We start from the raw sequence: 26,909 nt of genomic DNA on the forward strand, positions 1-26,909 counted from the left end.
GCTCTCTACCGCCTTTTTGATGCAGAGGGCGCGCTTCTCTATGTTGGGCAAAGCGTTGCCCCTCACTCGCGTTTCATTGAGCATTGTAAGCTGAAGGTTTGGGGCCTGCAAATCCACCAAATGGTCGTGGAGTGGTTGCCTTCGCGCTCATGCGCAAAGAGGGCCGAGCGACGCGCCATTGAGGCAGAAGCCCCTCGCTACAATGTGCATTTTAATATCAAGAACAAGCCGCCCCGGCTTTGGGGGCGCTTCTATCACGGTGTTGATCGAAACGATCCATCTACATGGTTCTGCAATGTCCCTCCGCAACCCCGCCAGATTGGCGGGGGCGAGGCAGGGCGTCAAGGGAGGGTGGGATGACTGACTTTGACCGCATTGCGGCAAGTGCGCCTGTCTCAAAGCAGGCTGCGGTTTCCGCCAAGGGTGGTGGGCAGGGCTATGAGATGCAGACAAAAATGCATCAATGGCCAGAGTGCCCGCCGCTAAAAGACCTGACCGCTGTGCGCAAAACAGATGGCTTCCAAGACATGACTGGTCGCCGTGGCCGCTTCAACGTGCTGGGTATGTTGGCTCACAAAATAGGGCCGAAGGACCAGAAGGGGCACTGGGTTTGTCGCTGCGATTGTGGGGTTTTTGTCGGCGTTAAGTCAAAGACCCTTAAGAACGGCATGGATCGCTGCCCGTCTTGTGCGCAAGCCGCCCTCATGCGCGGCGAAAAGCTGCCGTGGGGGATGCAAATACAGTTCACCGGCAACCTTGAATGGACCCGGACATGACCACCACTCACGACCTCCTCCCACCGCGCAAGGACGCATCGTCCGCCCATTTAGTGCCGGGTAGCGCGGCAACTCCGGCGGGCTTCGGCTCGTCGGCTTTTTATTCCCTGCCAGATGGCAACGTGCAAATCGCGTTCAGCGGCGGGCGGTCCAGCGCCTACATGCTGCATCAAATCCTTGAAGCCAACGGCGGCCTGCCGGATCGCGTCGAGGTCACGTTCCAAAACACGGGCCGCGAGAGCAACGCCTCACTCGACTTCGTGCAGGAGGTCAGCCACCGTTGGGGTGTCATGGTGACATGGCTGGAGTACCGGCCAAATGCGCCGCTGTTCGAGGTGGTGGGCTATCAAGGTGCCAGCCGTGACAGTGAACCCTTTGAGGCGCTGATCAAGCGCAAGAAGTATCTTCCAAATCAGCAATCGCGGTTCTGCACGATTGAACTCAAGGTCAGGACTGCAAAGCGGTATCTCCGCTCTATCGGGTGGGACCATTGGACCAATGCGGTGGGTTTCCGAGCCGACGAGCCGCACAGGCTCAACAAGCCCGCGCCCAAGGACAGGTGGACCGTTTGGCACCCTATGGCCGCAGCCGGAGTGTCAAGGCACGATGTGGCACTGTTTTGGCGAAAGCAGCCGTTTGACCTGCAGCTCGCAAACATTAACGGCAAGACGCCCGGCGGCAACTGTCGCGACTGCATGTTGAAATCCGAAAGCATCATTGCCGGTTACATGCGCGACAACCCCGAAGATGATTGGTCCGAGCGCATGGAGGCTTGGGTTTCGGCTCACTGGTATACGCTGGGCAGATGGCCGCGCCTTCGGCGTATTATTCAATCAGACCCGGAATTGGCAACCAAACTGCGGGAAGCATACGGGCGACCGATCTCTGCCAGCGTGATTGAAAGCATGACGGCCAAGCCACGGTCCGCTGCGCAGTTTTCCAAGCGATATAGCCGCAAGGAGGTCCGCCAGATGCTTGATCGACAGGGTGACTGGATTTTCAACGACGAGGCGTTCCTTTGTCAGTCTGATGATGGGGAGTGCGTAGCATGACCCTCCACACACCCCATTCCCCGCAAGTCCCACAACTGCCTGCCGGGGAAGCCGCCGCACCATGTCCCCAATGCCTGGGCGGCGGCACAAATCCATACGCCACACGCGCTGACAGCCTCGCACAGAGCGTCCAGCGCATGAAGGGGAGAACCGATGGCCTTTAAACACGGATACGTCCCCCCGAGCAAAACCAAGCGATTGCAGGTTGGTCATTTCACAATCGAATTGCGCGACGCAGGTGCAGACGGGCAGACCTTTGCGCTGATTCCCGGTGAGGCTGACGAGCACAACAAGTTCAAGCCTCTATTCACCGGTCACCTAAGTCGGGAAATGGCTGGCGACCTGCGCAAGGCGTCATTGGCGATAGGCGAAATGCTGGACGCCGCTGAATTGCAGGGGAGGGTGTGATGACTGACCCAGTAAACCACCCGAAACACTACACTGACCACCCGTCTGGCGTCGAGTGCATCGAGATCACCGAACACATGAGCTTCTGCCTTGGCAACGCCATCAAATATATCTGGCGCGCCGACCTGAAAGACAATGCAGTCGAGGACTTGCAGAAGGCTGCGTTTTACATCGGCCGCGAGATCGAAAGGCGCACAAATGGCTAACCAGCCTGAATTGAAGGTCCAGATCGCGATCATCAAGTGGCTACGGGCTGTTATGCCTAAGGCGCTGATCCAGCACAGTCGGAATGAGGTGCAGAAGCGCGGCCCAAGCGGGATGCGCGAAGTCGTGCGCGCGAAAAGTGCCGGAATGCTGCCGGGTTTCCCCGATCTGATTGTCCTGCCTGACGCAAAGACAGGTCCGTTTTTTCTCGAAGTGAAAGCGCCAAAAGGGCGTGTCAGCCCGACACAGGAGCAAGTGCACGGGATGCTGTCTGAGCGGGGCTACCCAATCGCGGTTGTCAAGTCGGTTGAGGACACGCGCGAATTTCTTATCGGAGCGGGCATCCCGTTCAATGAGGTGGCGCTATGACCTTTGCAATCGACACCGGCGCTTCGGCAGCCCCCGCACCCAAGTCTGCAATGATTGACGAAAGTCAGCAGATCGACCCCACAAACGGGCTGTGGATGGAGCGTGCGCACCGCCAAATCATTGAAGCGATTGAAGCCTGCGAAACGCAAGCCGACTTGGCCGAATACATGGAAGGCGAGACGCTATTGCTCGACAGCCTTTACATGCATTGGCCGGAATTTTGGGCGCGCATTGATGACGCCCACGATACGCAGCGGGCGCTATTACAGCCCCGCGCAACCCCATCGGCGCAAGCTGATCCGAACCCGGCGGAACCGGGGAATCAACCCAAACCAACAAACAAGGAAACCAACATGTTTGACATTGACACAGCAGCCAGCACGTCCGGCCCGTTCTTGAACTGGAAGGCACAACGCAAGGTCTTTGACCTGCGCAGGTCAGCCGACGACATCACAGAGTTTGACGGGTTCGCCAACGGCGGCGTCATTCTTGATATCGAGAATATCAAGGTCGGCTGGCAGTACACCTCAGGCGTCAAGGGCCAAGCCCCTGACTGGAAATGGTGGCCTGCCCCAAACCAGCGGATCGAAAAACCGAATGACGAATACAAGTGGGGCATCTCCATCCCATGCGCAATCGGCAACGGCGAAACCGCTTATTGGGAACAAGCCGGCGCTGCGGTGCAGAACGCAATCCAGAAGCTGACGCCTTCCTTGCAGTCCGGCGAACCCGGCAAGTTGCCTTTGGTGCGCCTGACAGGGACTGAGGATTTGTCGTTCACGGTCGGCAAGACCGTCATTCCAATTCTGGAAGTTGCTGGCTGGCGTGACCGCCCCGATTCTTTGAAATCAGGCATTCAGGCCGGGATCGACACTGGGGCAGCTCAAGTTGCGGCAAGCGCTCAAGCGGCGAGCGCAGCGGCTGCAACCGCTACACCCGCACCGGACGGCGGTCACTTCTAAGACGAACGCGAAAACACCCGGTCCCCCATGCGGGGGCCGGGACACCTAAACACACATTCGCAGGGAGCGAAACGTGGTGCCTCAATCCGACATCAAGGCCGAAATCAGCACCGTAGAAGCGCACCTGACGCACATAACGCGGCGCTGGCATGAACTCGATGAGCCGTGCCTGTTGGAACTTGTCTTCCTGACAGCAGAGGACAAAGCGCAGGTTCGGCAGGTCAACCACTACACACCCGACGCAAACGGCATTGCCATGGCGGTCGATGATGTGCGCACTTGGAACAAGATGGGGATTAACGCCTACGCCACCGTCAACCCCGTGTCCGCAACCAACCGGCCCGCGCCAAGCAAGCGCGCAAACGCCAGTCAGATCGTCGCCAGCTTCTTTCATTGGGCTGACGCAGACGACGCGCAGGCAGCAGAGAATATCCGCAATTTCGCAGGCCCCAAGTGTACCTTCCACGTCCTGACCGGCACAACGCCATCACTGCGACCGCACGTATACTGGGAACTCGAAGACCCAACTTTCAATCTCAACGCATGGTCACAGACCCAGAAGAACATCGCCGCAACCCTCAAGACAGATAGCAGCGTCACAGACCCGCCGCGCATCATGCGCGTTGCAGGGTCGGTCAACTGGCCAAAGCCCCAAAAAGAGGCCAAAGGCTACAAGCCCGAAGTCGTCGGGCTGCACTTCTACGAAGACCGTGAACCCATCCCATCTGAGCGCATGGCGCGCATGTTTCCGGCCATACGGGGTAATTCTGAAAACACCCCGCATGAGGGTGGTTTCCAGATCGACACGGGGGAATTGCCCAAACTGGACCGCGAGCGGGCGGCAATCAAAGCCCTGTCTGGGGAAAACTGGAATATCGAGGTTTTCAAGCTGGTCGGCTCCTACGTCCGCAAGGGCATGTCGGATGGCGAAATCCTTGCGCTGATCGAACCCCTCACAATCGCGGGCTACACCGTCGCAGACACCCGCGACGAAGTGCAGGCCATGATTGACCGCACACGGGCCAACCCGGCGTTTGAGCCTACACTTTCCGAAGAGACGAAAAGTGTATCCTTCGACCATCCGCCCGCAGATGCCGCAGCAGCGGCTTGGCGCGTCCAAACCGCGGCTGAGTTTACCGCGGACTTTGTGGCCCCCGAATACCTCATTGACGGGGTTATCCAGCGCGGACGCCTATACACCCTCACAGCGCCCACGGGCAGCGGGAAAACCGCGGTAATGCTCTATATCGCAGAGGCGATGGCATCCGGGTCCGCGGTATGTGGGCGCGACACCGAAGCGGGCGACGTGCTCTATCTGGCAGGCGAAAATCCCGATGACGTAAGAGCCAGGATCATCGCAACACTTGCCCAAGCAGAAACGCCAGCCGCGGCAAGCCGCATGCACTTCATCCCCGGCACGTTCAGCATTCGCCAAGACATGAAGCTTATTCAAGAGGCCCTTGAGGCGCTGCCAAACTGCAATCTCGTCGTGATAGACACATTAGCAGCATACTTTGACGGCGATGACAGCAACAGCAATGCGCAAATGCTCGACTTCGCGCGTGTCGTTCGCAAGATCACCGAAGGCACAGGAAAGCCCGCGGTTGTCATGCCAGCGCACCCCGTCAAGAACGCCGCAAAGACAAACCTGACGCCCATGGGCGGGTCTGCTCTGCTGAATGAAGTTGACGGCAATCTATGCCTATGGAAGCGCGAAACCGCGGTTGAGCTTCATTGGCAGGGAAAACACCGCGGCGCGGACTTCGAGCCGCTAAACTTTGAGCTGGTCGGCATCACATCCGAAAAGGTCAAGGACGCCAAGGGGCGGCTCATGCCAACCGTGATGGCGCGGCCACTGCTCGAAACGCGGGCGCTCGAAATCGCCGTAGACGCTCTGTCAGCAGAGGATCGGCTAATCCTCAACATCGAGAAGTACGAAGCCCAATCTATCGCACAGCGCTGCGTCGAGATCGGCATGGTCAACAAAGACGGAAAGGCCAAGAAAACGAACCTGATGCGCATCCTCGAAAAGCTGGAAAAGGAAAAGCTGATCCAGCGCTTTCGGACCAACTGGGAGCTTACCGCCCGCGGTCAACGCGCCGCGGATATCATCAAGAGCGGCGGCGAATTTGCGGAGGAATTGGCGTGAGTTTGCACCCCCTGAAAATCGTTCCAAAAATCGTTCCAAACGCGCCCCGGTGGTACGGCACTGGAACGGCATTTGGAACGTTCCAAAAGTCGTTCCAAAATCGTTCCGGTGCGGAACGATTGCACGGTAAGTCACTGAAAAAAAACAATTCATACCGGAACGGTTTTCGTTCCGCCTCAAAAATCGTCCACCCCCGTTCCACACCCCCCGTTTCTTTAGGAACGGGGGTGGAGGTGGAATACCGGAACGAAAGGAATAGCGATGCATCCTAATCGCCGCGCAAAGCGCCCCCCAAAGTTTGACACAATCACGCACCCCGACGCGTCGGCTGACGAAACCCGGAAGCACTACACGCTGGCACCCTTCAACCGCATCGCCGACGAGATGGACCGGAAGTGGGGGATCGACAGATTGCCCGAACTGGTCAGCGTTGATCTGGCCCGCAAGTTTGGCGACACGATGGCCGACCTCAACAAAGCCATCACCACCGGAACGCCCGACGAGGTGGTGGCGTGGGCCGGTGTTGGCGTCAGGGCCTACGTGGCGCTCGACAAGGCGGCAGAGGAGGCTGGGCAGCCCAAGGCCGATCAGGAGGTCTGGGAGATCGAGGTGGACGGAGAGCGGATTGGCGTCATGCGCGATGACAAAGCGTGGCAGTCCATCAAGGCAGCGCGACCCGACCTCAAGCTTATCACGCTCAGAGAGAGCGTCTTGGCCGCCGTGGCCTACGACATGACGAGCGGTGTGTTGGATGAGATTAAATCTCACTTCCCCGACGCCAGCGTGTCCAGCGTCAAGCCGACAGACCCGGTGAACTACGCAGCCGGTGGCGACGAAATCAGATTTTGAGGAGCGGAAGATGACCAATTTGGAACGGATGAAAGAAATGGCCCGCGCCGAGTGCAAGCGAATGGGTGGTGTTCCCGGCGGAAAGCCCAGGTCCGAAAGCGATTACCAGCGCAAGCGCGCCGCAATGGACCGATGCGCCAAGGTGCAGGCCTATCTGATGTTTGGCGGCAAGAAAGCACCGCGCGACATCGCAGACGCTACCGGCATCCCGACCTCAAGCATCAACGCCGTCATCACGGCAATGGAGCATCGCGGTCAGGTCATTGTGGAGCGCAACCACAAGGGGCGCATGAAGTGCAGCCTGCCGACTTCCTGCACATCCCACCAACCCGCGCCGCAGTCGCAGCCATTCTAGGGGAGATAGACTTTTGACCTTCTTCACGCCCTTACCCCCGCTCATAAACCGCGCACTCACGCCAGAGGGCCTAACCATCCTCAAGGCAATGCGCAGCGCCGCAATCACATTCTCAGCAACAAACCTACAGGCCATAGAGCGCCGCACCGGCCTGACGAAAAACGAGGTCTGGCGATCTGTTCAAACGATGGAGAACGCTGGACTGGTGGAAACCCCAGACATCGTGCGCAAGGTCTTTTCGCTGACCGACACCGGGTGGGCCGCAGCGGGCGGCAAGCCTTACTGGATGGAGGAGGGGTGATGGATGACGCTTACGACGAACCAAAGTATCGGCCAAAAGAGCGGAAGCGCCTTGATGAGGAAGCGGCGTTGCGCAACTCGCTGGCACAGGCAATGCGGGATGAAATGTCAGCTTTAGCGGCGGCGGCAGAAGAAGAAAACATAGGTCTGGATGCGAGGATTTGCAAGTTAATGGCGTGGTCACTGGACCGCATTCTGAGACAGTGGCAGACCGGGCAGCAATTTGAGTTTTCCGACAAGTCTTTCCGCAAGAAGCGCACCCCCGACGAATAACCACCCACCAACAGGGACACAGGCAACATGGAAGACCTAACGCAAACATGGTTCCCCGACGACATGGACCAAAACGGATATTGCGCTGACGTGGAGTGCTACGAAACTCACCGCCCAAGCCATTCGGAAATTCTGGGGCCGGACGGGCAACCATTGGAATACGAGCCGTTTGTCGTGGGTTTTGACCTGCGGCGCAAATAAAAACAGGGACAGAGAGCATGAGCCGATATCACATCATCCCCCACGCAAAAGGATGGGCCGTGCGGCGGTCCGGCTCGCAGCGAGCGTCAAGGGTTTTCGCGTCAAAAGCCCACGCGTCTGACTGGGTTGAGGCGCGCGGCGGCAAGTCGATAACGTTTGGGACGGATGGCAGGGCCAAATCTTTGAGCCGTGAACTGGTAATGGAAATATCAGAGAAAAACAAATCGGCATTGGCGCGGCTGGCAAAGCGATAACAACAAAACGAGGCAACAGGGCATGACCACCAAAGCAGCAAGACGCCGCAATCGCCGCAATCGGCGCAAATGGCGACAGGCCACAAAAGAGGCCGATACAGCCCAAGAAGTCCCTAAGGTAGAATTACCTCCCAAAGAAACCGCTAGGCCCACGCCAGAACGCCACGCACGCGGCGTCTGGGCCAAACCAAAGGGAGGCGGCAGGGGTATGATTGATCTGGCCTATGACATGATCGGCAGGCTTGGGGCGGAGGGCAAGCTGACCGCACAGCAGGTGGAAAGCGCCCGCGTGTTTCAAGAACGCCGCGCTCTCTACGTCGCTGAACTGGAGGTGCCAGGGTTCAAGTCCTGCCTTGCCGGTGGATCGGGGGGCTATGACGGGTCAGACGGAAACCCCGAAGCGGTGCAGGCGTACAACGTCATGGTTGAACGGATCGGGCGCATTTCTACCGCGTGCCTTGTGATTGAGTGCGGAAAGCTGACAGAGCAAAGACCCGCGAGCCTAGATGCGCTGCGAAACGCGCTGAATGTGTTGGGGGAGGGGTGATGCAAATCAACATAGCGGGCCATTGTTTGAGCTTATCCCGGAGCACTTTTTGGATCAGGCCGAATGGTGCGCGCTGTTACATGGTAAAGGCTCCGTGGGCCCCCGAAGTGTTTTCAGAGCGCCATGGGTTCACCAAGACAACCCGCGTGATGGGGTTTCGGTTTCAGATGCGTGACTAGGATGCTTGACCCGCCCCTAAAAACGTGCAATTCTACCGCCGAATTAATCCGTCCAGTGGAAACACCGGGCGGATTTTGCATTTCCAGACATAGGAGCGGAGCCATGAGCACATTAAGTGATCCGGCAAAGTCCGTGGCGGTGGTTACCCCTAACGACACAGCAAGCCTTGGCCCCGTGCGCGGAATTATTGTCGCCACGGCTGGCGATTTGTCTGTGGTCATGCAGGGCGGCACGGATGCGCAAACTTTCCCGGTGCCAGCAGGCGTTTTGCCGCTGCGAGTGAAGATCGTCAGATCAACGGGAACAACAGCAGCCGGAATCACAGTGCTTTACTAAACACCCCAAGCCAAGAGAGATGACAAATGGCTTCTGATGAAAAGCAAACGGGGCGGCCTTCTTCGTATACCGAAGAAACGGCTGACAAAATATGTGAGCGCATTGCAGACGGCGAGAGCCTGCGAACGATCTGCCTTGATGATGATATGCCCAACAAATCAACCGTGTTTCGGTGGTTGGCGAATATCGAAACATTTAAGGACCAGTACGCGCACGCGCGAGAGGCACAAGCCGACACTTACGTTGACGAAATTGCCGACATCGCCGATGACGCATCTAACGACTGGATGGCGAAGAATGACCCCGCGAACGAAGGGCTTGCCCTGAACGGTGAGCACATCCAGCGTTCTAGGCTTCGCATTGACGCAAGAAAGTGGATGGCGGGAAAGCTTCGGCCTAAGAAGTACGGCGAGAAGCTGGACCTGAACCACGGCGGCACGGTCAACGTCACCCTTGAAAGCGATGCCGACCGCCTGTGACCTACCGCAGGAATCCCGGCCAAGAGCGGATCAGGGAGTTATTCACATCGGGCAAGCGATTTCCGCTTGTCTACGGCGGTTCGCGTTCGGGGAAAACGTTTGAGATTGTTGGAACAATTGCAGAGCGCACCCTTTTGGCTCCCGGCTCACGGCACCTGATTGTCAGGCAGGAGGGCACTTCGGCAAAGCGGGCAATTGTCAAAGGCACATGGCCTGAGGTGATGGCCTTGCGCTTTCCCGGCGTCAAATACGAATGGAAAGAGCAATATGGCTATTTTCTGATGGAAAACGGGTCGGAGGTTTGGGTTGGCGGGCTTAATGACGAGAAGGCCCTGGAGAAAATACTCGGCAACGAATACGCGACAATCTATCCCAACGAAGCATCGGAAATTAAATATAGCGCTTTCACGCTTCTTAGGTCGCGTCTGGCGCAAACGGTCAAGACGGTAACCGGCAAGGAACTATCGCAACGGTTCTATGTGGACCTGAATCCCACAACGCGCCAGCACTGGACTTACCGTCTGTGGATTGACGGGATCGACCCCGAGACGCAGGAAATGGTTGATACCAGCAAGTACGGACACGTGGTCGTCAATCCGATGGACAACGTGGAGAACCTTTCTCAGGAGTACCTGAACGACCTGCGCTCACTGCCAGCCCGCGCCAAGAAGCGTTTCTATGATGGGCAGTACGTCGAGGACGCCGAAGATGCCCTGTGGCGGCGCGACATGATCCAGCGGACGCAGAACCCGCCGACCATGAAGCGGATCGTTGTTGCGCTTGACCCGGCGGTCACGACTGAGGCGGGATCAGATGAAACCGGCATTATCTGCGCTGGCGTGGATTTTTCGGGCAATGGGTATGTGATCGAGGACGGGTCGGGCAGGCATCGCCCGGAAGAATGGGCGCGTCAGGCGATTGCGATTATGCGTCTTCGTGGCGCTGACCGGATCGTGGCAGAGGTCAACCAAGGCGGGGACATGGTGGAAAACACCATACGCGCCCACAGTACGACAGTGCCCTACAGGGGTGTCAGGGCAACGCGCGGCAAGGTTCTACGGGCGGAGCCAATTGCAGCCCTCTACGAGCGTAAGAAGATCTACCACGTTGGCGAGTTTCCCGAACTTGAAGACCAGATGTGTACGTTCACGACCGGCTTTGACCGCAAGGCGGCGGGCTATTCGCCCGACCGCGTTGATGCGCTGGTCTGGGCCTTCACAGATTTGTTCCCTGAGTTGTCAGCGCCGCCTAACGATGAGCCGGACTACGAAGAACCCGCCTACGGGCAAAACGAAGCGACGGGGTATTAGATGCAGCCTGATCTGATCGAACAAGACCCTGTTGAGCAGGCCGTTCCGCCGCAGGAATTTATCGCGTTTGTCACGCAGTCCGACAATCTGGCGGGGGAGTTGTCAGAGGGCGAACTGAGCGAGATTGCCCGGCAGGTTATTGAAGACCACAAGCTGGACAAGGACAGCATGTCGGACTGGTCCGAAAAGATGCAGAAAGGCATCGACCTCGCCAAGCTGACCAAGAGCGATAAGTCTTACCCGTTCCCCAATTCGGCCAACGTCAAATATCCGTTGATTACATCGGCGGCGCTGCAATTCAACGCCCGTGCCTACCCGGCGATTGTGCCGTCCGAAAGCCTTGTGAAGGTCAAGACGTTCGGCGCTGACCCCTTGGGCGAAAAGGCTGCGCGGGCTGAGCGTGTTTCCGCTCACATGTCCTGGCAGCTTTCTGAGCAGATCGAGGAGTGGGAGGAAGAAACCGACAAGCTGTTGGTTCAGCTTCCCATCGTCGGCACGATGGTGCGCAAGGTGTGGTATGATCCGGCCAAGGGGCGCGCGCGATGCCGTGTGATTGATCCGGGCAACTTCATTGTCAATGACAAGGTGAGGAACTTGTCCGAAGCCCCGCGTTGCGGCGAGGAAATGCCGCTGTATCCAAGCGAAATCAAAGAGCGGATCAACAGCGGGCAGTTTGTTGACTTCGACTACGAATTAGGGGTCAGCGACAAAGAAGCTTCGCACATGTTTGTGGAACAGCATTGCCGTCTTGATCTGGACCGTGACGACTATCCAGAGCCGTACATCGTTACGGTGCATCATGAGACGCAAACCGTTGTGCGGATTGTCGCAGACTTCACCGAGGCGCAGGTGCGCTATCAGGAAGAGGCGCGCATTGTGCCGATGGAGATGCTGGCGCAGGACGAGTTTGGAAATGTTGCGCCAGTTACGCAAATGCAGCAACAAACAGTCGCAACCGGCATCATGTCGATTGAGCGCGGCAGCTATTTCGTTCCCTACACCTTCATGCCGTCAATGGACGGGGGCTTCTTCGGCACTGGCCTTGGCCTGATCCTTGGCGACATCAGCGATACGATCAACAGCATTATCAACATGCTCTTGGACGCCGGGCATATGGCAGCACTGGGCGGCGGTTTTATTGGCAGCGAGTTTCGGATCAAGGGTCAGTCAATGCGGTTCCGGCCCGGTGAATGGAAGCCGGTCGCGGCATCGGGCGGTGATGTGCGGCAATCAATGGTTCCGCTGACGTATCCGGGGCCTGACGCAACGTTGTTTTCAATGCTGGGGATGATGATCGAGGCTGGCAAGGAGATATCCAGCACCAAGGATATCATGACCGGCGACACCGGCGGCAAGACGCAGACCGCAACCACAACGCTTGCCCTGATCGAACAAGGCATGATGGTGTTCACAGCCGCATACAAACGCATTTTCCGCAGCCTCAAGCGGGAATACGGGCTTATTGCTAAAATCAACGCGGGTACGGTTTCGCCAGAGGAATACAACGCCTTTCATGATGGCGTTGACCCGAACGGTCAGCCTATTCAGTTTGACCCCGCCGCAGACTACAGCGCGGCGGATATGGGTATTCAGCCCGTTGCTGACCCCAAAAGCGTCACGGACATGCAAACAGCGGCCAAGGCGCAGCTTCTTATGGGCATGGCCGAAACTGGCCTTGTGGATCAGGCGGAAGCCGCAAACCGTGTTCTGGAAAGCGCCAACATTGCCGACCGCGAGGCCCTGATGCCTCAGCAAGACCCAATGGCCGCGCAGATGGCGCAATTCCAAGCCGAAATGATGATGCGGACAGCGCAGGCCGACCTGTCCCAAAAGATGGTCGATATCGACCTGACGATTGAGAAGATCAAGCGCGAAGGCGCGGAGACCATGAAGACGATGGCCGAGGCCGATGCAGCCTTAGAGGGCAAGCGGTTGGAGGCCATGGAACTGATGATGAAAGAGCGGAAAGATGACCTTGAAAGAACTCTCAAGCTTGGACTGGGAATCATGGCTAGCCAATCCCGTAACGGAGGCGGTGGGCAGGGCGCTCAAGGACAAGCTGGACCAGCAGGAATTGGCGGCAACGCGGGCCTATTGGTCGGGCAAACCATGGCCTGAGGATGACCGGAAGTCACTGGTTCGTCTGGCGGCATGGCACGAGGACTTCTTCACGGCCAGCTACGAAGACATGAAAGCAGCGATAGAGGCGACAGATGAATAGCAGCGGCATTAAGCCCATGGAATACAACGTTTTGGTTTTGCCCAAAGAGGTTGAGACGAAGACAGCGGGGGGCATCATCCTTCCCGACGACAAGCTGGAAAAGGACGAATTTGCCCGCATGGAGGGTGTTCTGGTTGCAGTCAGCCCGCTGGCGTTCACTTACGCTGATTGGCCCGATGCAAGCGACATCCCAAAGGTCGGACAGCGCGTTTTGTTTTCCCGGTATCAGGCAACGGAAATCCGGGGCGCTGACGGTGGGAAATACTGGCTGATGAAAGACAAGAGCATTGCAGGAGTTTTTGAGGCATGACCGAGGAAGACACGGGCGGCGAAATCGTCGCAGAAGAAGCTACGACCGGCGAAGAAGTCACAACTGAGGTTGTTGAACAACCAACATGGACTGACGAGGACGCCCTGGAGGCCCGCGCCTTTGGCTGGAAAGCCCCCGACGAATGGGCGGGCGAGAAACCGCCGGGATATATTGACGATCCGTCGCGATACTTGGAGCGCATCCAGAACTCGCGCCCGTTCAAGGTTATGAGTGACCGCCTTTCGCAGGAAAAAGCGGAAGCCGCAGATAGGATTCGCAGACTTGAGGCCGTAACGAGTAGCGCCATTGAGCGCCAGCGCGCGCAGCACAAGCAGGAACTTGAGGCCGTCCGCGCAAACAAGCGTAAGGCCGTGGAACTGTCTGACACCGAGGAATATGACCGCCTTGAGGCGCAGGAATCGGCATTGATGAATGCTGCACCCCCTCAGGACGACCAAAACCCGACCCCCCAGCTTCCGCCTGAGGTTGAAAGTTATCGAAACACAGAGCGCGGCGCGTGGATCAACGATCCCGAAAAATCTGCGATAGCGAGGGGGATTATTGATGCTGGCCTACAATCATCGCCCCACATGACGCCGACACAGCAGATGCACTATGCCGAGGAACGCCTTGCCAAGATGTATCCTGATGATTTTCCGCACTTGAAGCCTGCGCAACCCGCCCGTCCGGCGCGTGTTGATGGTGGCGGGCTTGGGGGCGCACGCAGCGCCGACCCATTCACAAAGTTGCCCCCTGAGGCGAAGCAGGCGTTTGCGCGCTTCGCTGAGCAGGGGATTTTCACTGATGATGCAGCAGGACGAAAGGCTTACACCGATGAATACAACGCGTAGGGCAGACGAAGAAACCCCGAAACGCAAAGACCGCACCGAGAATGAGGTTGTGCGGCGGCGTAAGCGCGGAGGCGGCGAAGTGCATGGCCGTCGATTGGGCGTGAACTCAAATCTGCTGGATTTTAACCAATTCAAATATCGCTGGATCAACGATGTTCCGGCGCGGATGCACAGCAAAACACAAGATGACGACTGGGATGTGGTCACCAATGACGGCGTGAAAGATGACAGCGCGGACCTTGGCAACGCAGTGACCCAGATCGTTGGCACAAAGGCAGATGGCAGCCCATTGGTGGCTTACCTTTGCCGCAAGCCAAAAACCTTTTGGGAAGAAGATCAGGCCGAGAAATCAGCCGAACTTGATAGGCAACTGGCCCAAATGCGGAGCGGCAATGACCGCGACGGCGGGCCTCAATCAGATTACACCCCAAATACAGGCATTTCTATCGCCTGACGGGTGTTGAACCCAAGGAGCCAATACCATGGCAAACTCTGACACACCGTTTGGGCTTAAACCCATTCGGCATCGCAACGGTGCGGCCTACAACGGCGCGGTAAACCCATACTACGTTCCAGCCGGTTACGGCACGGCGTTGTTTGTGGGTGATCCAGTCGTGAAGACCGGCACTTCTAACTCAACCATTGTGACCGCACCCGGTGCGGGCGAGTTCAACGTGGGCGCACTGCCCGCCGTGAACAAAGCCGCAGCGGGCGACACGAACGCCATTACCGGCGTGATTGTCGGCTTTGCGCCTGATCCCAACGGGCTTGAGCGCACGTACAACCCGGCCAGCACGGAGCGCGTGGCGCTTGTCTGTGATGACCCGGACGTTGTGTTTGAAATCCAGGCGGATGGTGCAATCGCCGCAACGCAGGTCGGCCTGAACGCCGTTCTGATCTACACGAACTCGGGTGACACCGGGACCGGCCTTTCGGGCGCAGAACTTGACACCACGTCAGACGTCCCCGCTGCGACGGCCACCAACCAGTTGACCATTCAGCGGGTTGTCAATCGTGAAGACAACGAAGCTGGAAGCGCCTTCACAAAGGTCGAAGTCAAAATCAACAACCACACCGAAGCGCATGGCGCTGTGGGCATTTAAGGAAGGATTGCGACCATGACCACGACATCTGGCGCACACCCGAAGGCCCTTTGGCCCGGCGTAAAGGCTTTTTTCGGGAAAACCTATGACGAGAAGCCACTCGTCTGCACGATGGTGTTTGACGAGCAATCGTCTGACAAGTCTTACGAAGAACGTGTTGAGGAAACCGGCTTCGGCCTTGCCCCCAAGAAGGCAGAGGGCGCGGCAATTTCCTACGACACCGATGCGCAGGGCTACACCAGCCGACTGACCAACGTTGTCTATGCGCTTGGCGCAAAGATCACGAAGGAGGCTATTTCTGACAACCAATATGAAGCGGTTGCCAAGAAAAAGAGCGCAAAGCTGGCCCGTTCGATGCGGCACACGAAAGAGAATGTTCACGCGAACGTCCTCAATCGTGGCTTTGACAGTGCCTTTGTTGGCGGCGATGGCAAGGAACTCTTTGCTACCGACCACCCAACGATGAGCGGCACACAGTCCAACGAACTGGCCGTTGCTGCGGATATGTCGGAGGCCTCAATCGAGGACATGCTGACACTCATCCGTGGCGCAAAGGACAGTCGCGGGCTGCGCATCCAACTCAAGGGCATGAAGTTGATTGTCCCAGCGGCCTTGGAGTTTGACGCAACGCGCATCCTGTCCAGCGTCAATCAGTCCGGCACTGACCTGAACGATATCAACGCAATGCGCCATATGGGCATGCTGCCTGGCGGCGTTGTGGTTTGGGACTACCTGACCGACGACGATGCGTTCTTTATCAAGACGGACGCCGACGAGGGCCTGATCCACCAGAAACGGTGGGCGCTGGCGCTTGAGCAGGATAACGACTTCGACACGAAGAACGCCTGCATGTCTGCGGAAGAACGCTATGCCGCTGGCTGGGCTGACTGGCGCGGTGTTTACGCATCGCCCGGTGCATAAGCAGGGATTGGGGCGGCTTCGGTCGCCCCTTCCACCATGACCGATTTTGAACCCGGCACATGGAACGCAATCTGCGATAGGTGCGGGTTTCGTTACAAGGCGCACAAGCTGCGCAAAGAGTGGACCGGCCTGCGCGTTTGCGATGGGGCCGGCACAAATCATTGCTTTGATGACCGCCACCCACAAGAGCGGGTACGCGGCAAGATTGACGATCAGGCCCCCGAATGGGTGCGGCCACGTCAAGATGGTGCCGTTCTCGGCGCTAATGAAGTCACGCCCGACGATCTTTAGGGGGTAGCCCATGGCAACCACTGCGACACTTACAAATCGTGAGGTGTGTAAAGCCGCATTGCGCAAGATCAATGTGGCCCCGCAAGGCGCAACCCCACCCGCTGAACAGTCGGCAGAGGCGGTTGCGGCGCTAAACCGGATGCTCAAATCTTGGCAGAACCAAGGGATAAACCTTTGGACGGAGGCAGAGGTCAGCGTAACAGCGACAACGGGCAGCAGTCACAGCGTTTCGCCACGTCCGTTCGAAGTCCTAGATGTCCGGTTTCGGCGCGATGGGGTCGATATCCCCATGCAGCGGATGACCCGGTTAGAATACTTCAACCTCCCCAACAAGACGACCACCGGCACGCCAACGACCTACTTTGTGGACATGCAGAGGGAGGCTTGCACAATGTACGTGTGGCCTATCCTTGGCTCTGTCACCTCCGAGACATTTGAATTGACCGTCAGCCGCGAGGTCGAGGACGTGGCGCTTGATGATCCGGTCGATTGTCCTGCGGAGTTTTATGACGCCGTGGTTTATGGCTTGGCGGCGCGGCTGATTGATGACTACGAGGTCGAAAGCCAGACCGCAATTCGCATCGTGGCCCGTGCGGAAGCTGAATACCAAATGGCGCTTGCCCATGACCGGCAAGACTCGGTGTTCTTCATGGAGCCGGGATATTGAATTTCCCCTTTGCCGTTCAATCGGGCAGCGACCCAGACAACCGGGCGGCTAACTCTGGCCGCTTGCTGAATTGCTACATGGAGCCGGTCAGCGCCGACCGCATGGACGTAAAGTCGCACCTTGGCACTGAGGACTTCGCAACAATCCCCCGGTCGTTCTGCCGCGCAATGGCGACGGTTGAGGGCAAATTGTACGCGGCCCAAGGCGGCGGGCTTTACTGTGTCGAGAGCGATGGTTCTGTCATGCTCTTGGGTGACATTCAGGACAGCGCAGAAACAACGATTGCAGGCAATAACGGGCAGGTCACAGTCGCCGCTGGCGGCAAATATTACGTTTGGAACGGGTCAACCCTGTCTCAGCCATCTGCGGGAGCCTTTAACGGCTTCGGCAGCGTGTCGTTCTTCAAGCAGCGCACCTTTCTGACAGAGAAAAACGGGCGGTGGGTTCAATGGTCGGACTCTGCCGCGCCTTCCGTCTTGAATGGGCTGAGTTTTGCAACGGCAGAGGATGGTGACGACGACACCCTGCGCGGTGTGGCGTTTTCGGGTTCCTATTTCGTATTCAAGCAGAACAGTATCGAGGCATGGGGCGCGCGCGGGGCAGACTTTCAGGGATTACCGGGGGCAACCGTTGACAAGGGCCTCAAGGCGTTCAACCTGATTACGCGCGTTCCAAATGGCGTGTTTTTTGTCAGCAGTGACAACATGGCGATGACCTTTGGCGGTGGGACACCTGATCGCGTTTCGAATGTTGCGGTCGAGACAAGCATTAAGACGGAAGGCCCGCAATCCTGCGTCTACTTTGAAGATGAAGGCCACAAATTCTGTGCAATCCTGTTCGATCAGCGTCCCGCATGGGTCTACGACTTTGCGACCAACATGTGGTCGGAACGGGCAGAGGGCAACGATTTAGGGCCGTGGTCGGCTAAAGCGGCAGCCAGCGCCTACGGTGAATTCTTCATTGGCACGGACAGCGGCAAAGTCCTGAAACTGACGCGCAACAACGCAGACGCATCGGGCGAGTTGGTGCGACGGATCGTAAGCCGCACGCTTGAAAACGAAGGCAAGTCATTCACGGTTCCGCTTGTGAAGCTGCGGGCCAAGACCGGCTTTGACGATGACCCACAAGTGGTCATGCAGACATCCGGTGATGGTGGCCTGACGTGGGGAGCGCCCCGGCAGCAGGGTCTTGGCGCAATCGGCCAAACCAGCAAGCAGATCGAGTTTCGCGCGCTTGGCTGGTTCGAGGAGCGTTTCACCATGCAGTTGACCGTATCCGACCCGGCTGACGTGACCTTTAGCGCCACGGCGTTCGTATGATCGAGCCACAGCAGAACCGACCGTATTTCGACAAGGACGGCAGGCCGACGAATGAGGGCCTGCAAATGCTTCTCAGCCTGTTTGACGAGGTTGAGGCGCAGAAAGCCCAGATTGCGGCCCTAGAGGCCCGCGTAACCGCGCTAGAACCCTAAGAGGTTTCCCCACATGCTACAGTTTATTCTGCCCGCCGTAATTGGCGGCGCGGCTTCCATCATTAGCGGCAACAGGGCCGAAAACGCTCACGAGCGCGCCAACGACGCCGCGTCTGCCATCCAGAAAGAGCAATACGACCAGTCGCGGGCCGATCAGATTGCGGGCGTTGACCGGGCGGTTACGTCGATCAACGCGGGCGCTAATTCCGCAGTCAATGCGCTGAACGGCGGCTTTGGCGATGCGGTCGGCGCGCTGCGCAATGGTCAACGGCAGGTCTGGGATACAACAAAGAATGCGCTCAACCAGCAGCGCAACATTTTTGCCCCCACCATTCAGGACGGCAACTATGCGCGGCAAGCGTGGATGTCCAATATGGGCATGGGCGATGCACCGCGCGGTTATGGCGGGTTCCAGGCAAATCCCGGCTATGAGTTTCAGCGCAGCGAGGGCCTGCGGGCGATTGATGGCTCAGCGGCGTCAAACGGCAGCCTATTTTCTGGTGCGACCCTGCGCGATGCCGCGACCTTCGGCACGGGCTTGGCTGACCAGTCGTTCAACAACTATCAGAACCAGCTTATGGCGATGGCCGGAATGGGGCAGGGCGCAGGTTCACAGCTTGCCGGGGCTATCGGCAACCGGTCTGCGACGGTCAGTAACGCCGCGTCTCAGACATCGAACGCACTGGCAAACCTGTTTGGGCAGCGAAGCGCCAACATCGCGAACATTCGCAACAATCAGGGCAACGCGCGGGCCGGGGCTTATTCGGGGCTTGGCACGAACCTTTCGGGGCTTTCGCAGGGCTACGGCGCGCAACAAGCGAATGCCGCGTTTAACACTGGCAACGCTCAGGCGGCGGGGGCTATCGCAACGGGCAACGCCCTGAACCAAGGCATCAGCAACTACATGCAGGGCAACATGTTCAACCAGTTGATGCAGGGCGGCTATATGGGCGGTAACGCCATGCAGACACCGGGCCTTTACTGATGGTTGATCCGCAACAACTTGTGGCGGGCCTTGTTCAGCGCGGCGTACCTTATGCGGCTGCTCTGGGCATAGTTGGCAACATGTCCGTGGAAAGCGGGTTTGATCCGGGTATTAATGAGATTGCCCCGCTTGTTCCGGGGTCACGCGGTGGTTTTGGGCTGATCCAGTGGACTGGACCACGGCGACGGCAACTTGAGGCGTTTGCAGGGGACCGCGTGGCAGACGTGGACACGCAGCTTGATTTTCTTGTGCATGAACTTGGCACGACCGAAAGGGCGGCCGCGCGCGATATTTATGCGGCAGAAGACCCTCTTGAGGCGGCGAGGCTGGTCAGCAATCGGTTCTTGCGCCCCGGCATCCCTCACCTTGACCGGCGTATAGAGGCCACACGCGGCCTTATGGGCGGTGAGGCACCCCAAACCCCACAACAGCCCATGAACGCGCTCAGGGCCCCGCAGAACGCCCCACAGCCACAAATGAACGTTCTCGCGGCCATGCAGATGATGCCGCGCTACGAAAACACCCTGAATGCGGCTGATTTCATGAACCCGCGCGGCAACGCCCTGAATTACGGATAGCGATATGGCCTTGAACCCGAACATCATCCTTGCCGGTCAGGGCTTTGACATGGGCAACGTGCTAAATGGCGCAGCCGGTGCGGCCCGTCAGGTGCAGGCGTTCCAGCAATCGCGGCAGGCGCAGGAGCAACAGAACGCGCTGAACCAGTATGTCGCTGACCACGGCGCTGGCGTGAGAGGTGGCAACGTCAACGCGCTGAATGGGCTAATGCAGTTTGGCACCGCCGGCCTTGAACTTGCCCAAGGCGTGCAATCCCACCAGCAGGGCATGGAGGCGGGCAACCTGAACATGGACGCCACGCGCCAGCGCATGCGCATCCTGAACGCGCAAGAGGAACGGCAGGTACGGGCCGAGGCGGCAAAGCTGGACGCCGATCAGCGCGCAGCAGCAGCGCAGCAGGCAGAGGCCGCAGCCAAGCAGCTATTGGCGGCATCATCCCCCGAGCAGTGGGACCAAATTGCCATGGCCAACGGCACGCCCGACATGGTGGGCAAGTTTGACCAGCGCGATATCGTGGCTTCAAACTATCTGGACGTTGCGGACATCATGGCGATGACTGAGGGGCCGGACCCAATGGAGGCAATCGCCCTTGAGAAGGCTCAAATTGAGCTTGAGCAGTTGAAAAATCCAACGCCTGATCCGGCCAAAACTTTTGAAACTGCGACCGATCTGCGTAATGAGTGGAATGGTCTTGCCGCCGTGAAGGCATTTGCTGAACAGACAACGGCATTTGGGCGCATTCAAGCGTCGGCAACTGACCCGTCGCCAGCGGGCGACCTCGCCCTGATCTTTAATTTCATGAAAGTCTTAGACCCCGGCTCAGTCGTTCGTGAGAGCGAATTTGCGACAGCAGAGAGCGCGGCGGCATGGCTTCAAGAAAGCGAAGAAGCGGGCATGGCGGTTCCGCTTCCAGTTGCCCGCGCCATTCGCGCCCTGTCAACCGGTCAGCGCCTCTCGACAGAGCAGCGTCGCGACTTTGTGGGCCGCGCTTCCGGCCTATATCAGAACGCGCAGGTGGAGCATGAAAGCCTGCGGGGTCAATATGAGTCTATGGCGCAACGCAACGGCATTCCAGTCGAGGATGTGTTGATTGACTATCGCTACACCGGCGACAGGCTTGATCTGGCCCCGGACACGCAATCGCCCCCTCCGCCAAGCGTCGCTGTGGGCGTTGAACTGTCACCAGAGGCGCAAAGCCTCTTTGATAAATACGCTACCGAGTAGGGTGGCCGAACAAAACCCAACGCAGAACCAGCACTATCCCCAAGGGGCCTAGGGCGATCACCGAAACGGTAATTCCCACGTTGGGGATGACGTAGAAAACAGCCGCCGCCCAAAGCAGGCAGGCGATCCACACAACAATCATGGCACGATTAAGCATGACCCTAAGGTGATGTGCATTTGTGCGTTTTGCAAGGTGCGTCATGGCAACATTCGAAGAAGTAATGCAAGCCGCCGTCAACGCCGAGAGGGCGGGCGACACTGACGCCGCTCGGCAGTTGGTCCAAGAAGCCCAGCGCATTCAAAGTGTTACTCGCAATCAAAGCATAGACAATGCGGTAGCGACAATGACCCCCAGCCCCGTTGACGGCGGTGCGCGTGTCGGACCGCGCCCTGACCGGTTCGGTGACACAATCGCCGCCGCAACGGAAGCCCCTCGTGAGGCTTTTGGTCAATTCGCTGGCGGCCTGACAGGAGGGGAAAGCCCGACTCGCAACGCACTTCCCGATGATATGAACTGGCAACTCAAATCCCGGTTGGGCTTCATGGGCGATGCGGCAGGTGCTGCGGTTTCGGGGCTGGGGACGGCATACGCGGCTGGTGCGGGTCTGATCGGTGAAACCTTTGGCGGAACCCCGCACAGGGAGAAGCAGCTTGCCCGTGACCTAATGATGATGGGTGAGGTTGCAGCCCCAGAGTTGGCGGGAATTTCATCTACCACGCGAGCGGCGTCTAGCGCAATTCGCGCTGCTGACGCGCTACCCGCCGCCGCAACAGACCTGCAGCGTCAGGCGCGAGCGGCAGATGATCTAGGCATCACGCCGACGCTTGGAATGACGGGGCGTACCGGGGCAACAGCCGCTGCCACACTTGAGAAGATACCGGTTGCGGGCAATTCAATCGCCAACGACGCCGCCCGCTTTGTTGGCGAGGCTGAGGGAGTATTTGCCCGTAACGCCGCCAGCGTGGGGCTATCGACCAACGCCAATAGCGCGGGCAGCCAGCTGCAAGCCGGTTTGAACCGTTTCGTTGACAGGTTTCGCGGAAAATCCAACGAATTGTATCAGGCGGTTGACGAGACAATGCCGCAGGGCGTTACCATCCAGGCCCCCGAAACGGTTGCACGCATCCGTGCCGCCCTTGAGCCGTTCGCAGACAACCCCGAAATCAGCGCCCAACTTGGTTTGGATAAGTGGGCGCGCTTGGCTGATGACCTTGAAAGCGGCATTTCGTGGCAGGCTGCACGCGATCTGCGCAGCAACATCGGCGAAAGCATCGGCAAGATGAGCGGCCCGCTGGCTGACCGCAATCAAGGCAGGATGAAGGAGGCTTATGCAAGCTTGACCGCTGACCTTGACGCGGCGGTACAGCAGGCGGGACCTGATGCCGTTCAGGCGTGGAACCGAGCAAATAGCTACTATCGCGCGGGAAGCCAGCGGATCAGCGACCAACTGGACCGCGCCATCTCAGCAGATAGTCCAGAGCGAGCGTTTGAGGCATTCGCCGCAATGACTCGCGACAGGTCCGGCGGCGCAAATTCAACACGGCTTTTACGGATCAAGCAGTCCCTAGGCGAAGATGAGTGGCGTGAAGTATCGGGAACGATTGTTGAACGCATGGGGCGCGCGACAGACGGCGCGCAAAATGCAGACGGCGACACGTTTTCACCCGGCACATTCCTGACAAATTGGAACCGCATGTCAGACGAGGCAAAGCGTATCTTGTTGCCTAATGATGTGCGTTCGGAACTGCACAAGTTGGCGGAGGTCGCGGAAGCGTCAAAGACGGCAAACGCTGAGCGCAATTTCTCCAACACCGGCGGGATCAACGCGGGCCTTGTTCTTGGCTATGGCGTCAGCACTGCGCCTACCACAACCGCCCTTATCGCTAGTGGCGCAGTTTTAACCGCACGCTCCATGACCAACACAACGTTTCTTCGCGCCATGAACAGGGCGGCGAGGGGCGATGCAAGGCAACTGCGGGCTATGGCAAACGGCAATGGGCCATTTTCGCGCGATGCCGCGACAGTGCTTCGACTGTCTGCCGCAGAAGCCGCTGCGCCCGCTGCATCTGCAAATTCGGCCAACGCGCCGCAAGCCGCGCGCTTGGCACAATAAGGAAATATACAAATGGCAGACCAGCTTTGGCCGGGCATTTTGCCCGTGCAAGATGCAAACGGCAATTCCGTCGCGAACGGGTATCTCGTCTATTACGAGACCGGCACAACCACCCTGATTAGTATTTGGTCGAACGAAGCCGGGACGGTTCCGCATCCCAACGGCGGCACGCTGGCGACCTCTGTGCGGCTTAACGCGGGCGGATCTGCGCCGCAGGTGTTCTACACCGGCACGCTTGGCGTAAAGTGCGTGATCTACGACGATAATGACGTTGAGGTTTACACGCTTGACCCGATCCCGCGCTTTTCCAGCGAAAACCCCACCGCAAGCGAAGTCACGGCCACGGCCAACGCGAACAACGCAGGCGTCACGGTTCAGGCGCAACTTGACAACAACTCCGCTGCAATCGCTGCAATGGTTGGTGCAACTCTTGGCTCGCAGTTTTCATTTGAAAGCTACGGCGGCGCGACCAGCAACACCGGGGCGCAAAACTCTGCCGCGCTGACATCTGCGATTGATGACCTCAAAGACACCGGCGGGTCTATCCTCTTTGGGGCGGGGACATACACCTTTGACCCCGTTGTCCTTTCCAAAACCACGCGCCGGGTTGGTCTGATCGGGGCCGGTTCAAACGCCACATTCTTTGAACCTGCGAACTACGACCAAGCGTCACGCAGCTTCATGATGACCTTTGGGGATCAGGACAACGTGTCCACGCTGACTTTCCATGGCTTCACGATCAACAGCCCCGGCGGCGCGCGTCATGAGTTTCACGGCGTTCACGTCCACCCCACTAACAATCTGATTGTAAATGATATTATTATCAAGAAGTGTGACGGGCAGGGCGCGCGATTTGATCGGTCGCACAATTCTTGGTTCAACGAATTGCAGAGTAACGATTGCGGGTCTGCGACCGACGATATCAACTCTGTTCTGTTCACTGGCACGCTTGGCACCTACGCCGGGACCGATGGCGCGGTCATGAACGATGCACACATTTTGGGCACGACCGAGGACGATTATCTCGGCTGGCGGATTGAAAACGCTGCGATTGTGCGCGGCTCGTCGCATATCAAGGTGCATGGCGGCAACAACACCACAACCGGGCTTGAACTGCACCGGGTCAAGTCCTTTGACGCCAAGGTCACGGCCACAAACAGCTACAGCAACCCCGACCTTATCAAGGTTTCGGACTCATCGTCAGCAATCACACAGCGCGTGCTTGTGCCGACTGCAGCAACAACCAACACGGTGCGGCTCGACGTGACGGCTCAGTCAAACCTGAATTATACCGGCGGCGGGTCTGGCGGCGTTATCGGCATCTATCAGGACGCCTCACCCTCGCGCGCAATTATCACTGGCCTTGTGTCCGGCATGACCAACGGCAAAGCGGTCATTGCGCGCTCACCGGGCAATAACGGCGCGATTGTGGACGTGACCGGGCTGCGGTTCGGGAATGTCGATGTGGCCGACCGGTTCCTTGATGAACGGACAAGCACCCGCAAGCGAACCACGGAGGTTGCGGCCAGTCCCGCGCTGCGGATCGAAACCGACATTTTGCAAACATCAGGGGCAACGCGAGGTGTGGGCGAGTTGATCGGGATTGACGCCCCGGCGGATGCAACCGGCCCCGGTGGATTCATGCTCGCCGCGACAACCTCGACCACTGCGTTTTCGGGCAGCAAGATTGTCACGCCGTTTGTGCAGACGAACATCGTGAACGGCACGATTAACGCCACAACCCGCATGATTTTGGCAAGCTTCCTGCCAATCGTGGAGGACCAGCAAGCGACGCTGTTCCGCCTTAGCGTGTCAGCGCAAGGCGTGGTTGGGTATGACGCAACCGACCGCTGGGAAGTGGACATTTACAAAGGCACATCGGTTGAACAAACCCTGATCCTTGCCAATGACCGGACCTATGCAACCAATGGCGCAGGCTACGCGCAGCGCAGCGTCGGCGGCTTGGCGACCACGGGCGTGATGTATGACTTTTGGGGCGATACCCTGAGCGGCACGACCTACAACAGTTCAAACATCACGGCGGTGACTGTCCGTAAAGAGGGCGCGGCGGCTGACTTGACCGACTTGCAGGTCACGGCCCAATGGGCGCTGGCGCAATAACCTAACCAAAAGACACCTTCCTTAACCCCGTTTAGTGCGGGTAACCAATTGAAATGAGAGACGACATGCCAGACTTTGACCAATCCGCCTTTCAGAAGGCAAAAGACCAACTCGATAAGGCGATCCGCCGCGTTGGAGCGTTGGCCGATGAGGCAGAGGCCGCGATGGTGCGTTGCTGCCGGTCGGATGAGTTGGACGCGCGCGACCAGTTTGCGGATTTGTCGGCAGAACTTCGGCTTGCGCAGGGCCACCTGATGAAAGCGCGGTCCATCGGCGGCAAGATTGAAACCGGCGATGGTGTTATCACGCGCGGGGGGTCAACTTAGTTTGGCCATTCTACATAATCGCTTGCGCGGGCCTGATCCTCTACGGGCTGGCCCGCGATAGCTGGCAGGCTCCGGCAATCATGCTAGTGGGCCTTTTGGCCGTGCGTGTTGTGTTGCTGATACCAATTCCAATATGGTCACACCAGCTTGCAATCGGCGTGATCTGGCTAGTTGCCGCGTTTCTGATTGGCAAGCTGGGCTTTGCGCTTTCCGGCGTATTCCTGACCTTGTCGGGTCTTTCTTATGCGGTGCTTTTGATCTTCGGGCAGTACATCAGGTTCATGGGTCTGGTCCCAATTGTTGCAGATGCGTTCTGGATTTTAGCCCTGCTTTCAATCACGGTGGGCGGCAATGGACATCGCTTTTCTGATAGTGGCCGGGATCGTTCTGGAGATTTGGTTAGGCCAAAGGCTCCTGCGGTGGTTATGGCCGCTCGCGAAGAAAAGCGCGATTAGCCTGCTAGGCCGAATTTCCCGAGACTAGGGGCTTACTGTATGAATGACGACTTTGACCCACGGCGCAAGACGCCGCCGGAAGATCACGAGTGGCCGGGTATCTGGGAAGCCTTGGAGAAGTCCAACAAAGGTTGGATCATCACCGGGCCAATCCATGCGGTTGCAACAAACTGGAAGGCCCTGCTTGTTATCGCGGGCATTGTTCTCTGGATCAACAGCCCCGAATTAGTTGCGTATCTGCGCGCTGTGTTGGGGGGTTAGGATGA

At 58.2% G+C, this 26,909-nt stretch carries 36 protein-coding genes; 35 read left to right on the plus strand and 1 reads right to left on the minus strand.

The genetic code is table 11. The annotated features are described in order from the left end of the window. Positions 1–356 precede the first annotated feature (356 nt). The 30 genes from AB3Y40_RS06670 (at position 357) to AB3Y40_RS06815 (ending at position 21,627) form a co-directional block, all read left to right on the plus strand. Positions 357–776, plus strand: a complete 420-nt coding sequence (locus AB3Y40_RS06670; RefSeq protein ID WP_369438012.1) for a hypothetical protein — start codon at positions 357–359, stop codon at positions 774–776. Further along, on the plus strand, positions 761–1,828 hold the full coding sequence (locus AB3Y40_RS06675; protein WP_369438013.1) for an adenine nucleotide alpha hydrolase family protein: 1,068 nt from the start codon (positions 761–763) through the stop codon (positions 1,826–1,828). Before AB3Y40_RS06670 ends, AB3Y40_RS06675 begins: the two co-directional genes overlap by 16 nt. Before the next feature lie 153 nt (positions 1,829–1,981). Next, positions 1,982–2,236 carry a hypothetical protein gene (locus AB3Y40_RS06680; protein ID WP_369438014.1) on the plus strand — a complete coding sequence of 85 codons (255 nt, stop codon included), beginning with the start codon at positions 1,982–1,984 and terminating at the stop codon, positions 2,234–2,236. Then, positions 2,236–2,442, plus strand: coding sequence for a DUF3310 domain-containing protein (locus AB3Y40_RS06685; protein ID WP_369438015.1), 207 nt, complete (start codon positions 2,236–2,238; stop codon positions 2,440–2,442). The genes AB3Y40_RS06680 and AB3Y40_RS06685 overlap by 1 nt, the downstream gene beginning before the upstream one ends. Beyond that, on the plus strand, positions 2,435–2,809 hold the full coding sequence (locus AB3Y40_RS06690) for a VRR-NUC domain-containing protein (protein WP_369438016.1): 375 nt from the start codon (positions 2,435–2,437) through the stop codon (positions 2,807–2,809). The genes AB3Y40_RS06685 and AB3Y40_RS06690 overlap by 8 nt, the downstream gene beginning before the upstream one ends. Further along, positions 2,806–3,771, plus strand: a complete 966-nt coding sequence (locus AB3Y40_RS06695) for a hypothetical protein (protein WP_369438017.1) — start codon at positions 2,806–2,808, stop codon at positions 3,769–3,771. Before AB3Y40_RS06690 ends, AB3Y40_RS06695 begins: the two co-directional genes overlap by 4 nt. Before the next feature lie 73 nt (positions 3,772–3,844). Next, entirely contained in the window at positions 3,845–5,920 is a 2,076-nt protein-coding gene (locus tag AB3Y40_RS06700) for an AAA family ATPase (protein WP_369438018.1), read from the plus strand. Positions 5,921–6,181: 261 nt separating this feature from the next. Further along, positions 6,182–6,769: a hypothetical protein gene (locus AB3Y40_RS06705; RefSeq protein ID WP_369438019.1), complete on the plus strand. Its 588-nt coding sequence runs from the start codon at positions 6,182–6,184 to the stop codon at positions 6,767–6,769. 10 nt (positions 6,770–6,779) lie between these two features. After that, entirely contained in the window at positions 6,780–7,124 is a 345-nt protein-coding gene (locus AB3Y40_RS06710; protein WP_369438020.1) for a hypothetical protein, read from the plus strand. 13 nt (positions 7,125–7,137) lie between these two features. Further along, a complete protein-coding gene (locus AB3Y40_RS06715) occupies positions 7,138–7,425 on the plus strand; it encodes a winged helix-turn-helix domain-containing protein (protein ID WP_369438021.1) in 288 nt (95 codons plus the stop codon). Next, positions 7,425–7,697 carry a hypothetical protein gene (locus AB3Y40_RS06720; RefSeq protein WP_369438022.1) on the plus strand — a complete coding sequence of 91 codons (273 nt, stop codon included), beginning with the start codon at positions 7,425–7,427 and terminating at the stop codon, positions 7,695–7,697. The genes AB3Y40_RS06715 and AB3Y40_RS06720 overlap by 1 nt, the downstream gene beginning before the upstream one ends. Before the next feature lie 27 nt (positions 7,698–7,724). Then, entirely contained in the window at positions 7,725–7,898 is a 174-nt protein-coding gene (locus AB3Y40_RS06725) for a hypothetical protein (RefSeq protein ID WP_369438023.1), read from the plus strand. A gap of 17 nt (positions 7,899–7,915) precedes the next feature. After that, the gene (locus tag AB3Y40_RS06730) at positions 7,916–8,152 is read left to right on the plus strand and encodes a DUF2188 domain-containing protein (RefSeq protein WP_369438024.1); all 237 of its coding nucleotides are present in this window, start codon (positions 7,916–7,918) and stop codon (positions 8,150–8,152) included. Positions 8,153–8,360: 208 nt separating this feature from the next. After that, positions 8,361–8,699 (plus strand): hypothetical protein, encoded by a 339-nt coding sequence (locus AB3Y40_RS06735; protein WP_369438025.1) that lies wholly within the window; start codon positions 8,361–8,363, stop codon positions 8,697–8,699. A 282-nt stretch (positions 8,700–8,981) separates the two neighbouring features. Next, entirely contained in the window at positions 8,982–9,215 is a 234-nt protein-coding gene (locus AB3Y40_RS06740) for a spike base protein, RCAP_Rcc01079 family (RefSeq protein WP_369438026.1), read from the plus strand. Between the two features lie 26 nt (positions 9,216–9,241). Further along, positions 9,242–9,694, plus strand: coding sequence for a terminase small subunit-like protein (locus AB3Y40_RS06745; RefSeq protein WP_369438027.1), 453 nt, complete (start codon positions 9,242–9,244; stop codon positions 9,692–9,694). Continuing rightward, positions 9,691–11,004 (plus strand): phage terminase large subunit, encoded by a 1,314-nt coding sequence (locus AB3Y40_RS06750; protein WP_369438028.1) that lies wholly within the window; start codon positions 9,691–9,693, stop codon positions 11,002–11,004. The genes AB3Y40_RS06745 and AB3Y40_RS06750 overlap by 4 nt, the downstream gene beginning before the upstream one ends. Then, complete coding sequence (locus AB3Y40_RS06755) at positions 11,005–13,122, plus strand: hypothetical protein (RefSeq protein ID WP_369438029.1); 2,118 nt, start codon at positions 11,005–11,007, stop codon at positions 13,120–13,122. A 95-nt stretch (positions 13,123–13,217) separates the two neighbouring features. After that, the gene (locus tag AB3Y40_RS06760) at positions 13,218–13,535 is read left to right on the plus strand and encodes a co-chaperone GroES (protein ID WP_369438030.1); all 318 of its coding nucleotides are present in this window, start codon (positions 13,218–13,220) and stop codon (positions 13,533–13,535) included. Beyond that, on the plus strand, positions 13,532–14,386 hold the full coding sequence (locus AB3Y40_RS06765; RefSeq protein WP_369438031.1) for a hypothetical protein: 855 nt from the start codon (positions 13,532–13,534) through the stop codon (positions 14,384–14,386). Before AB3Y40_RS06760 ends, AB3Y40_RS06765 begins: the two co-directional genes overlap by 4 nt. Further along, positions 14,370–14,840 carry a hypothetical protein gene (locus tag AB3Y40_RS06770; RefSeq protein WP_369438032.1) on the plus strand — a complete coding sequence of 157 codons (471 nt, stop codon included), beginning with the start codon at positions 14,370–14,372 and terminating at the stop codon, positions 14,838–14,840. Before AB3Y40_RS06765 ends, AB3Y40_RS06770 begins: the two co-directional genes overlap by 17 nt. Before the next feature lie 28 nt (positions 14,841–14,868). Next, on the plus strand, positions 14,869–15,489 hold the full coding sequence (locus AB3Y40_RS06775) for a hypothetical protein (RefSeq protein WP_369438033.1): 621 nt from the start codon (positions 14,869–14,871) through the stop codon (positions 15,487–15,489). Positions 15,490–15,504: 15 nt separating this feature from the next. Beyond that, a complete protein-coding gene (locus tag AB3Y40_RS06780) occupies positions 15,505–16,410 on the plus strand; it encodes a phage major capsid protein (protein WP_369438034.1) in 906 nt (301 codons plus the stop codon). 36 nt (positions 16,411–16,446) lie between these two features. Next, complete coding sequence (locus tag AB3Y40_RS06785; RefSeq protein ID WP_369438035.1) at positions 16,447–16,701, plus strand: hypothetical protein; 255 nt, start codon at positions 16,447–16,449, stop codon at positions 16,699–16,701. Positions 16,702–16,711: 10 nt separating this feature from the next. Further along, on the plus strand, positions 16,712–17,368 hold the full coding sequence (locus AB3Y40_RS06790; protein WP_369438036.1) for a phage adaptor protein: 657 nt from the start codon (positions 16,712–16,714) through the stop codon (positions 17,366–17,368). Beyond that, positions 17,365–18,687, plus strand: coding sequence for a hypothetical protein (locus AB3Y40_RS06795; RefSeq protein WP_369438037.1), 1,323 nt, complete (start codon positions 17,365–17,367; stop codon positions 18,685–18,687). The genes AB3Y40_RS06790 and AB3Y40_RS06795 overlap by 4 nt, the downstream gene beginning before the upstream one ends. After that, positions 18,684–18,839 (plus strand): hypothetical protein, encoded by a 156-nt coding sequence (locus AB3Y40_RS06800; protein WP_369438038.1) that lies wholly within the window; start codon positions 18,684–18,686, stop codon positions 18,837–18,839. Before AB3Y40_RS06795 ends, AB3Y40_RS06800 begins: the two co-directional genes overlap by 4 nt. Positions 18,840–18,852: 13 nt before the next feature. Next, entirely contained in the window at positions 18,853–19,824 is a 972-nt protein-coding gene (locus AB3Y40_RS06805; protein WP_369438039.1) for a hypothetical protein, read from the plus strand. After that, positions 19,824–20,402: a phage tail tip lysozyme gene (locus AB3Y40_RS06810; RefSeq protein ID WP_369438040.1), complete on the plus strand. Its 579-nt coding sequence runs from the start codon at positions 19,824–19,826 to the stop codon at positions 20,400–20,402. Before AB3Y40_RS06805 ends, AB3Y40_RS06810 begins: the two co-directional genes overlap by 1 nt. Positions 20,403–20,406: 4 nt before the next feature. Beyond that, complete coding sequence (locus AB3Y40_RS06815) at positions 20,407–21,627, plus strand: hypothetical protein (RefSeq protein ID WP_369438041.1); 1,221 nt, start codon at positions 20,407–20,409, stop codon at positions 21,625–21,627. On the opposite strand, the gene AB3Y40_RS06820 is transcribed toward AB3Y40_RS06815, so the two are convergent. Next, on the minus strand, positions 21,617–21,784 hold the full coding sequence (locus tag AB3Y40_RS06820) for a hypothetical protein (RefSeq protein WP_369438042.1): 168 nt from the start codon (positions 21,782–21,784) through the stop codon (positions 21,617–21,619). The two genes, AB3Y40_RS06815 and AB3Y40_RS06820, sit on opposite strands and share 11 nt — an antisense overlap. A gap of 43 nt (positions 21,785–21,827) precedes the next feature. Here AB3Y40_RS06820 and AB3Y40_RS06825 point away from each other — a divergent pair, with 43 nt between their 5' ends. From AB3Y40_RS06825 to AB3Y40_RS06845, 5 genes are all read left to right on the plus strand, one after another. Then, on the plus strand, positions 21,828–23,741 hold the full coding sequence (locus AB3Y40_RS06825) for a hypothetical protein (RefSeq protein WP_369438043.1): 1,914 nt from the start codon (positions 21,828–21,830) through the stop codon (positions 23,739–23,741). Positions 23,742–23,753: 12 nt separating this feature from the next. Further along, positions 23,754–25,862: a hypothetical protein gene (locus tag AB3Y40_RS06830; protein WP_369438044.1), complete on the plus strand. Its 2,109-nt coding sequence runs from the start codon at positions 23,754–23,756 to the stop codon at positions 25,860–25,862. Positions 25,863–25,927: 65 nt separating this feature from the next. Continuing rightward, entirely contained in the window at positions 25,928–26,188 is a 261-nt protein-coding gene (locus AB3Y40_RS06835; protein ID WP_369438045.1) for a hypothetical protein, read from the plus strand. 80 nt (positions 26,189–26,268) lie between these two features. Next, positions 26,269–26,643, plus strand: coding sequence for a hypothetical protein (locus AB3Y40_RS06840; protein WP_369438046.1), 375 nt, complete (start codon positions 26,269–26,271; stop codon positions 26,641–26,643). A 39-nt stretch (positions 26,644–26,682) separates the two neighbouring features. Then, the gene (locus AB3Y40_RS06845; RefSeq protein ID WP_369438047.1) at positions 26,683–26,904 is read left to right on the plus strand and encodes a hypothetical protein; all 222 of its coding nucleotides are present in this window, start codon (positions 26,683–26,685) and stop codon (positions 26,902–26,904) included. Positions 26,905–26,909: the final 5 nt, after the last annotated feature.

It is taken from the genome of Yoonia sp. R2331, assembly GCF_041103235.1.
Lineage (GTDB): Bacteria > Pseudomonadota > Alphaproteobacteria > Rhodobacterales > Rhodobacteraceae > CANMYO01.